8 protein-coding genes and 2 pseudogenes are annotated in these 9,561 nt (G+C 64.8%); 7 read left to right on the top strand and 3 right to left on the bottom strand.

From position 1 onward, the window contains the following. The 5 genes and pseudogenes from F0Q45_RS21145 to F0Q45_RS29530 form a co-directional block, all read left to right on the top strand. On the top strand, positions 1–345 hold a 345-nt coding region (locus tag F0Q45_RS21145; RefSeq protein WP_188113069.1), incomplete at its 5' end, for a class I SAM-dependent methyltransferase. Positions 346–1,068: 723 nt separating this feature from the next. Further along, complete coding sequence (locus F0Q45_RS21150) at positions 1,069–2,439, top strand: PPE family protein, SVP subgroup (protein ID WP_149655804.1); 1,371 nt, start codon at positions 1,069–1,071, stop codon at positions 2,437–2,439. A gap of 20 nt (positions 2,440–2,459) precedes the next feature. Beyond that, on the top strand, positions 2,460–3,419 hold the full coding sequence (locus F0Q45_RS21155) for a C1 family peptidase (RefSeq protein ID WP_262491094.1): 960 nt from the start codon (positions 2,460–2,462) through the stop codon (positions 3,417–3,419). A gap of 55 nt (positions 3,420–3,474) precedes the next feature. Next, complete coding sequence (locus tag F0Q45_RS29525; RefSeq protein WP_262491095.1) at positions 3,475–3,738, top strand: hypothetical protein; 264 nt, start codon at positions 3,475–3,477, stop codon at positions 3,736–3,738. Positions 3,739–4,066: 328 nt separating this feature from the next. After that, a pseudogene (locus F0Q45_RS29530) lies at positions 4,067–4,632 on the top strand (aldehyde dehydrogenase family protein). 212 nt (positions 4,633–4,844) lie between these two features. On the opposite strand, the gene F0Q45_RS21165 reads toward F0Q45_RS29530, so the two are convergent. After that, complete coding sequence (locus F0Q45_RS21165; protein ID WP_149655805.1) at positions 4,845–5,396, bottom strand: thioredoxin family protein; 552 nt, start codon at positions 5,394–5,396, stop codon at positions 4,845–4,847. A gap of 453 nt (positions 5,397–5,849) precedes the next feature. Between F0Q45_RS21165 and F0Q45_RS21170 the strand changes: the two genes are divergently transcribed. Further along, positions 5,850–7,511 (top strand): PecA family PE domain-processing aspartic protease, encoded by a 1,662-nt coding sequence (locus F0Q45_RS21170; protein WP_149655806.1) that lies wholly within the window; start codon positions 5,850–5,852, stop codon positions 7,509–7,511. A gap of 117 nt (positions 7,512–7,628) precedes the next feature. Here the strand turns inward: F0Q45_RS21170 and F0Q45_RS21175 are convergent, their stop codons facing one another. Together F0Q45_RS21175 and F0Q45_RS27960 are read right to left on the bottom strand one after the other, a co-directional pair. Next, entirely contained in the window at positions 7,629–8,282 is a 654-nt protein-coding gene (locus F0Q45_RS21175) for a cutinase family protein (protein ID WP_149655807.1), read from the bottom strand. A gap of 427 nt (positions 8,283–8,709) precedes the next feature. Next, positions 8,710–8,880 (bottom strand): hypothetical protein, encoded by a 171-nt coding sequence (locus tag F0Q45_RS27960; RefSeq protein ID WP_188113070.1) that lies wholly within the window; start codon positions 8,878–8,880, stop codon positions 8,710–8,712. A gap of 125 nt (positions 8,881–9,005) precedes the next feature. Between F0Q45_RS27960 and F0Q45_RS21185 the strand changes: the two are divergent. After that, positions 9,006–9,561, top strand: a pseudogene (locus F0Q45_RS21185) (ATP-dependent helicase); the annotation flags it as partial.

Here is a 9,561-nt window from a genome sequence, read left to right on the forward strand (position 1 = left end):
CGAGAACAGCTCACCGAGCAGGGGCTGCCCATTTCGATCGACATCATCCGGTTCGTCAAGTTCATCGTGACCGAGATTTTCCCAGGGGGCCGGTTGCCCTCGATCGACATGGTTGAGCAGCACTGCGAGAAGGCCGGCTTCACGCTGACCCGCCGCCAGTCACTTCAACAGCACTACGCGCGGACCCTGGACCTGTGGGCCGAAGCACTGCAGTCGCACCAGGATGAGGCCATCGAGATCCAGTCCGAAGAAGTCTACGAGCGCTACATGAAATACCTGACCGGATGCGCCAAGGCCTTCCGCACCCACTACATCGACGTCAGCCAGTTCACCCTGCAGAAGTAAGGATCGCGCCGAGGCGTTGGCGTAGGTGGGTACAACGACACGGTTAACGCGAGAAAACGAAGCATAACGATTCGTCCGCCGCGCTGGCCTTGGCCGACGGCGAGATGCGAGTGTGATTCGATGAGCGTTGATGTCGGCGAACTGGCGCACGTTTCGCGCGCCCAGTGGATGGACAGACCACCCCGACGCTGCACCCGCGGCCACTGGCTACTACCCGGCCACATGATCGTCGCCACTATCGCGTGTTCCTGCGGCCAGCATATTTGCTGGCACTGCGAGTGCGGTGCGGCTACCTATGGGCCGGCGTTAACCGAGTCGTGCAGCCTGGCCTCCACCCAACGCGGCTCCGGTGTGATTCAGTAGGGCCGCGCTGAGCCTCACCGCCACGCGGGCTTGACCGACGGCCAAACGATCGGAAAGCCGGACAGCAAGATCTCCGCGGCGCCGCACGGCTGACGAGGGCCCCGGCTGGACATCTGCCTCCTTCGCTTGCACCGGCAGCTGCGGCGGTCGTCACGGCCGCAAGCGCCTGACAGCGACCTGCGCAGTTGTGCGGACAACAGCGCGCTGACGATCGACGTCGCGCGTCTGCAAGCTAGTGGATCCACCTCTCCGACGGACCACCGCCGGTTTGCTGAGAGTGCCTTTCAGCTGCGCCACCTACTATGCCGTCACCGAAGCTGCCGGCGTCCTGGCGCCCGCTGAACCGATCGGAGAAACGACGTGGATTTCGCAGTGCTCCCGCCGGAGGTTAACTCTGCCCGAATGTATGCGGGTCCTGGCTCGGGACCGATGCTGGCTGCCGCGGCGGCCTGGGACGGGTTGGCCGCCGAGCTCCATTCGGCAGCCAGCTCGTATCAATCGGTCATCGCGGGGTTGACCGCTGGACCGTGGGTGGGCCCTTCCGCAGCGGCGATGGCTGCCGCGGCCGCCCAGTACGTGACCTGGACCAGGGTGACCGCGGCGCGGGCCGAGCAGGCGGCCAACAAGGCCGCCGCCGCGGCGGCTGCCTACGAGACGGCCTTCGCAGAGACGGTGCCTCCACCGGTGATCGCGGCCAATCGAAGTCTGTTGCTGACGCTGATCGCGACTAATCTCTTTGGGCAGAACACCCCCGCCATCGCGGCGACTGAGGCACAGTACGCCGAGATGTGGGCACAGGATGCCTCGGCGATGTACGGCTACGCGGGGTCGTCAGCGTCGGCGACGGCACTCACACCCTTCACGTCACCACAACCGAATACCGACACGAGTGGGCTGTCGAGCCAAGCTGACACCGCGTCCGGAGCCAGCGAACCCTCCGGCGGCAACGTGCGACGCAACATCTCGAGGGCCGCACCATCGTTCACCGCGGTGCCCAGCGCGTTGACCAGCCTGGCGAACCCGGCTGCCGGCATCGCATCGCTGACGCCGATGGAGTGGCTAAACCTGTTGGCGGACCTCAGCGGACTTCTTGTCGACCCAGAACTTGGGGCTGTGGGACTCGGCATCGACTCGTTCCTCGGGATAACCGCTCTTCCCTATGACATCGACGGTTATCTGATCGGTGTCCACACCGATGACGTCGTCAGTGCATCCGCCGGCATTCAGGCCTGGCCAGGTACCGCGCCGGTGCCACCAGTGTCCTTCCCGGCGATGGCCAACCTCGGCACGCCGGCCGTGTCGGCGAGCTTCGGCGAGGCAAACTTGATGGGGGCGTTGTCGGTGCCGCCGACCTGGGCCGTGGAGACAGCGGCGATACGGCCTCTCGCAGTGGCGTTGCCGGCCACCAGCCTCGGCACCGTTGAGGTCTCAGCAGGCGGTGCCGGCAGCCTGTTCAGTCAGATGGCGTTGGCCGGTATGGCCGGGCGGGCGATGGTCGGCACCGGTGGCGTGGGCCGTCGCGAGCGGTTCGCGGTCGCGGCGACAACGCGCGGAGAGGCGTCGGCGCCCACCGCTTCGACTCACAGCTCGATCATGTCGCCGCCAAGTAACCTGGCCGGCGGCCCGATCACGAGCATCGCTGCGGAGCTACGCGAACTGGCTGCACTGCGAGACGCTGGCATCCTGACGGAGGACGAGTTCACCGAGCAGAAACAACGTCTGCTGCCGTAATGCTGTGTACGGTCGTGCAAATGACGTCACGGATCGACAGGCGTTCGATGCTCGTCCTCTCGTCACTCGGTGCCCTCACGGCGGTGCTGCCCTCTTGCAGCGGCGCAGAACCATCCCAGAACAGCGAGGAGCCCTACCGCAGCGACGAGGAGCCCGTCCAGCTCGATAATTACGGTTACGATTTTGACGTTCCGGAAACGGCGAGACCGGAACCGCCCACGCGCCGCGGTAAAGTGCCGCCGGCTGCATCGGTGCGGACCGAATGGTTGCCGCCGGTTGGCAGGCAGACCCTGCCGAACTGTTTCGTGTGGGCTTCGGTATATGGTTTGGCGACGTTCTACGCCGCACGCAAGAGCGGCATTCCGCCGACCAGCCCCGCCCGGCAGGCCGGGCCAGATTACGCCTACATTCGGTACGAAATGGCAAACAAGATCGAGCAGGGCACCTGTCAAGGCGGGCAAGTCACCAAATGCCTCAATTGGCTTCGGGCCAATGGCGGTACGCCGTCGTTGGCCGCAGCCCCAAACCACGGCAGACAGCAATCCAATCCATCGTGTGGAGTCAACTGGTCGGCGTATAGCTCGCAAACAATCCTGCCGGAACCGAGCTTCCTGATCCCCGAGTACAAGGCGACAAAGATCACCGGTTCGGATGGCTTGAACAACCTACGGACCGTCATCGCGTCCGGCGCGCCAATCGCTTTCGGTACCGCCCTCTACACAGACTTCGCCCGCTATCGCGGTGCGCCCTCGCCCTATGTCGGCAATAAAGAGTTCGCAATGAACAAAGAGGGCAAGAAAGCCGGCCATGTAATGCTCATCGTTGCCTACGACGACGCCTACACAAAGACCACTGGGGCTGTTCGTATTCAGAACAGTTGGGGAACACGTTGGGGCGAAAAGGGATTCGTATGGATGGCCTATGAGACTCTTGAATCACTCGCCCAGGGATCCGGGGTGTACGTACCCGACTCTGCTTAGCGCCGCACGGTATCTGAGGCCCCGCGCCGACGTGCCGGGACCAGCTGACAATGTTTTGCAACGGGGTTCTCGGGGGATCCTGAGCGCTACTACCGGCCGCCTCCCCGGGCTCGACAGTTTGGCGGCGCGGGTGCACGCTGCCCAGCCGGGAAAGTACCGCGAAATCACTAACGCGATGTCCGGCACGCCGCTCGGCCGAGTGCGGCACTGCAGCACCGGCAATGTTGCCGCCCGCGCACGGCAAGCGCAAAAGGACTGGGCGACAAGGCCGATCGCGGAACGGTCCGCGGTGCTGATGCGTCCGCACGACCTGGTGTGAGAACGCCAGAACGAGGTGCTCGACATCATCCAGCCGGAAAACGGCAAAGCCCGCCGGCACACCTTCGAGGAGGTCATCGACGTCGCGCTGACCGCGCGCTACTACGCGAACACCGCCGGGGAATACTTGAAACCCCAACGGCGGCAACCGGACGCCGTTCTCGCTGCTGTGGGCGGTGGGCTCTTGGAAGAAGCCGGAATGCCGTTCGGCCTGATACAGGTCGTCACCGGCCCTGGGTCCGAACTGGGTACGCCGAATATCGAACAGTCCGACTACCTGATGTTCACCGGCTGCCGCGCAGGCGGGGGAGCGGTTGATCGATTGTTCGATGGAGCTCGGCGGCAAGAACGCGCTGCTGGTGCTCGGCGATGCCGACCCCGGCAAGGCCGCAACAGGTGCCACCCGCGCATGCTTCTCCAATGCTGGCCAATTGTGTATCTCGATCGAACGAAGCTATGTGCCAAATATGCTGTGGGACAATTTTGTTCCGAAATTCGTCGTGACCGCCGAGAAGATGACGCTGTCGGCTGCGCTGGACTATTCGGCTGACATGGGTTCACTGATCAATGAGACGCAATTGAGAACCGTCATCGATCACGTCGACGACGCGGACGGTATTTCTACGAGCCCACCATCCTGTCCGGCGTCAAAGAAGGCATGGCCGCCTACGCTGACGAAACATTCGGACCGGTGGTGTCGCTGTATCCCGTGGACAGTGCGGACGAAGGAATCGCCATGGCCAACGACAGCTCGTTCGGGTTGAACTTCAGCGTCTGGACTTCGGATCCGCAACGCGGCCGACGTGTCGCCGCGCAATTGCGAGCGGGCACGGTCAACGTGAACGAAGGCTATGCTGCCGCGTGGCCTCCACCGACGCGCCGATGGGCGGCATGAAGGACTCCGGGTTTCGGCCGCCGCCACGGCGAGCAAGGAATCCTCAAATACACCGAACCGCAGACCATTGCGATCGAACGCGTGCTGCCCGTTGGCGCCGCCGTGGCTCCGAGCGGACCGATACGCCCAGGTGATGACCCGCGGGCTGCGCGCGTTCAAACGACTGCCCGGCGTCAAATAGGAGCAGACGCGGCATTGTGATGCGGTGAGTGCTAGCGACGCCATTTGATGCCGCACCCGATCGAGGGCCGCTGATCGGGGTCCACCGGCCGCCCGGCGAGGACGGAGTCGACCGCCGCACGAACGTCGACGGCCGTGACAGGTAGGTCATTGCGGGGTCGGGAATTGTCGAGCTGGCCGCGGTAGACGAGTCGGCGGTCACCGTCGAAGACAAAAGTGTCAGGCGTGCAGGCCGCGGAGAAAGCGCGGGCGACGTCTTGGGTCTCGTCGTAGAGGTACGGAAAGGTCCACCCGCGACGGCGGGCCTCCGCGACCATCTGATCGGGCCCGTCCTGCGGGTAGGTGGCCACGTCATTGCTGGAGATGCCGACCATCGCGACACCCCGCTGTGCCAGGTCCCGACCCAGCTGGGCCAACCCGTCGGCAACATGCTGAACGTAGGGGCAATGGTTACAGATGAAGGTGACCACCAGGGCCGGACCGGTGAGGTCGTCGAGGCTTACCGTGCTACCGGTGGCCGGCTCGGGCAGGGTGAACGACGGTGCGCGGGTGCCGAGGGCGAGCATGGTGGACTCAACTGCCATACCCGCCAGCGTAGCGTCCGCAAAGCTGGTCGGGCAGCTGGTCGGGCAGCGGTCGCAGCCGGGAGCAGTGTCTTTTGCGCCCAACACATTTCATTTACGCCACCAGGCTGCGGCGTGCTCTTGGTGGTCGTGCTCGTAAGCTCCATCGGGGGTGCGATCGCGGTTGTTGCGCCAAGGTCGACGTTAGCGTCACGCCTGCTCGCACTCTTCCGCGCTGGCGTGGATCTCGATACGTGTCGGGTGAGCGCTAGCCTCCTTGAGCACCAGCTTGTGTGGCGGCTCACCCGCGCCGCAGTCGAAGGCGATGACGTCGCCGGACTCGACGTCATTTGCTGAATTTTCGCGGGCTGAATAAGCGTGGCAGATGACCGGCGCGTTAAAAGGCAGATACCACGACAGGATCTGGCTACGCTTATGGACACATCGATCGGCGACTAGGGAAGAGGGAGCGACGTGTCACTTCTAGCGGTGGCTCCCGAGTATCTGGCCTCAGCGGTAGCGGATCTACAAAGCATCGATTCCGTACTGAGCGCGGCAAACGCTGCGGCAGCTACCCCGACCACCGCCCTTGCCGCCGCTGCTGCGGATGAGGTATCGGCGGCGGTCGCGGCGATGTTTGCCGGTTTTGGCCAGGAGTATCAGGCCCTCAACACACAGGCAAACGCATTTTTTCAACAGTTCGTCCTCACGCTGAACTCCGCGACCGGCTCGTATGCGACCGCCGAGGCGCAGAGCGTGAGTCTGCTGCAGACGGCAGAACGCGATCTGCTGGGCGCGATAAATGCGCCCGCGCAGGCCTTGTTGGGGCGTCCGCTGATCGGCAATGGCGCCAACGGGACGGCCGGGAGCCCGAACGGCGGGGCTGGTGGGCTGCTGCTGGGCAACGGCGGCAACGGCTATTCGCAAACAACGTTGGGGGTAATCGGCGGGGCCGGAGGTGCGGCGGGGCTCATCGGCAACGGCGGCGCCGGCGGTACCGGCGGACCCAACGCGGCCGGCGGGGCCGGTGGCACCGGTGGCTGGCTCTGGGGCAACGGCGGGCCCGGTGGGCTGGGCGGCACGTCGGCGGCTCTCGCGGCTGGTGGAACAGGCGGCCGGGGTGGGGGCACCGGCCTGTTCGGTGCCGGCGGGAACGGCGGTGCCGGTGGTCTCGGTATGGCCGAACTTGGCACCGGCGGCGCCGGGGCGCCCGGCGGCCTGGCCTGGGGCAACTATGGGGTCAGCGGGGCCGGCGGGGACGGCCGCACGGTGCCGCTGCAGGTCGTCAATGTCACCGAGCCGGTGATATACCCGAACGTCAACGGCGGACCGACCGCCCCGATCCTGGTCGACACCGGGTCGGCTGGTCTGGTCCTTCAACCCCAAAACGTCGGCGGACTGCCGGGAATGCTGCGCATGGGCATTCCGACCGGCGTGAGCCTCGGCGCGTACAGCGGTGGCTTGACCTATTTGTTCGCCTCGTACACCACGACAATCGATTTCGGCAACGGAATTGTCACCGCGCCCACCCCTGTCAACGTCGTCCTGCTCTCTCTCCCGACATCGCCCTACGCCATCTCGGCATGGCTCTCCGCCCTGTGGACCAATCCGCTGACCACCCCGTTCGACGCCTATTTCGCGTCCGCCGGGGTTGACGGCGTGCTCGGCGTCGGGCCCAATGCGGTAGGACCGGGCCCCAGCATCCCGACGATGGCGTTGCCGGGAGACCTCAGTGACGGTGTGCTGATCAACATGCCCGGTAATGAGCTGCGGTTCGGCCCCAACCCGCTGCCTGGCCCCGACGTCGCGGTAGTTGGAGCGCCAATCGCCACCCTGTATGTATCGGTCAATGGCGGCGCCCAGATACCCGTTCCGTCGATCATCGACTCCGGCGGGGTGTATGGAACCATCCCGGCATCGGTGATCGGCTCGCCAACCCTGCCGCCGAACACCAACATTGAGGTCTTCGACAGCAGCGGAAGTCGGCTGTACTACTTCAACACCAACACCTACCGCCCAACGGTGATTTCGTCCGGGTTGATGAATACCGGGTTCTTGCCCTTCTGGCTGCAGCCGGTCTACATCGACTACAGCCCGAACGGTGTCGGCACCACGGTTTTTGACAGCGCCGTGTGACAGGATCCGTGGCTTAGCGCTCGCACATTGACCTCGAGATTGACACCAGCGCGCAAAAGTCCGACGACGCTGTGACCCTCACGTCGATCTCGGCGCAAAGCTGCCGAGCGTGACCACCTAGCTGGCTGGGCCAAGCTTGTTGGCCGCGAACGTCGCCGCCTGAGCTGTCATCCCGGATTCGATATAGGAAACGTGGGCCATGATGTTGCCGCCGCCGGTGCAGATCGGGTCGTCGGGGGCGCACAAGCTGATGGTCTTTGAGCTGTAGATCGGGTTGATGGTCGGCAGCGGCTGACCGCCCCACAGCATGCTGGAGAATCCGCTGGACGGCTCGCCGAACAGGGCGACGGCGGCAACATGATTTGCCGCCGAGGGCGACGCCGCCACCGAAGCCAGATCGATCACCGTCGCCCCTTGGGAATACCCCCCAAGCACGATCTTGGTGTTCGGGCAACTGGACACAGTGCTCTGGATATTGGCGCTCGCGTCATCGGAGCCGAGGGTCGCGCTCGTGTGGTAGTCGTCGTTGGCTGGGTAGTTGACCGCGTAGACGCCGACGGACCGCCCGCCGGCCTGGGCGGTGAGCGACTCGACGAACGACTGTCCGACATTGCCTAAACCGGGTTCCTGATGGGTGCCACGAGCGAAAACCACCGCTACGTCAGAACACGGATCAGCTGTGGCGGCTGGACCGACGATGGGAGCGCTCACCAGCGCCCCCGCCGCCACCACCAAGACACCAACGATGCGAGCAAGGCTGCGTGCAGTCATCTGCAAATGCTGACATACCGTTGGCGGCCGCCATGCCAGCGGGGTGTGGGCGGGAGGCCGGGCAAACTCACAACTCACCCGGCAACTAGCTGCGGCGGGGGAGCGGCGGTAGCGGCGGTGCCGGTGCGACCAGCGTCGTCCCGCGGGTCAAGCCGGTAGCCACCGCGTCCGCATAGACACGTGCGGCCTGAGGGTCAACGAATACCTATTGACCCAGCGGCCATTCGTCGGTGAGGTAACCCGCGGCCGAATATGCCTCAGCTAACGGCGTTCCCGGGTACGGAGTGATCCGGCCCATGAATTTGAAGGGCTGGGTGAAACATGATGGTCCCCGGAATACCTCGTTGCCCAACTGCTGCGGGCATTGATCGTGTCCGCCGCATATTGTCCACGGTCCCCCCGACAGGGGGATGGCATAGGGCCCGACTTAGTCTGGCGGCTCTACTTCTGCGCCGACAGTCAGGGCACGCTCTCGGTCGCTGGGCTTGCCAGGAACGCCTTGCGCCTCCGGCTCAGCGGCAACCTTTTCGTCGAGCTGATCGACGATGCTTTCCAACTTCTCGGCGTCAGTGGGTTGGTCGTTATCGGGTTCTGTCATATCGCTTCCATGAGCGTCGTCTTCGGATGGTGGCTTGTCCATACCCGGGCTACTCGGTCAGTAACCGGCAGCGCAATCAATAAGCTGTCGTCAAAACACTGTGGATGACGCCTATGCTGGCCGGAGTGGCCGAACCGTCCGTCGCGGAGTTACGCAGCCGTCTCGACGGATTGACCATCCGCGATGCTGCCCGCCTGGGCAGGCGCCTCAAAAGCCTGCGCGGCGCGCAGCCTGACAAGCTGACACAGCTCGCCGGAAAAATCTCCGCGGCCGAGATACTCCTCGCCAGCCGGCAAGCCGCCGTCCCAGCGATCAGCTACCCGGACCTGCCGGTCAGCGAGCGACGGCACGACATCGCCGACGCGGTGCGGGCGCACCAGGTGGTGGTCGTCGCCGGCGAAACCGGGTCGGGGAAGACGACCCAGCTGCCCAAGATCTGCCTGGAGCTTGGCCGCGGCATCCGCGGCACTATCGGACACACCCAGCCCCGGCGGCTGGCCGCCCGCACCGTGGCCCAGCGCATTGCCGACGAACTGCGCACTCCGCTCGGCGACGCCGTCGGCTACCGCGTGCGATTCACCGACCAGGTCAACGACCGCACCCTCGTCAAACTGATGACCGACGGCATTCTGCTTGCGGAGATCCAGCGCGACCGCCGTCTGCTGCGCTACGACACCTTGA

Origin of the sequence: Mycobacterium simiae (genome assembly GCF_008370645.1) — a bacterium.
GTDB classification, from domain to species: domain Bacteria; phylum Actinomycetota; class Actinomycetes; order Mycobacteriales; family Mycobacteriaceae; genus Mycobacterium; species Mycobacterium simiae_A.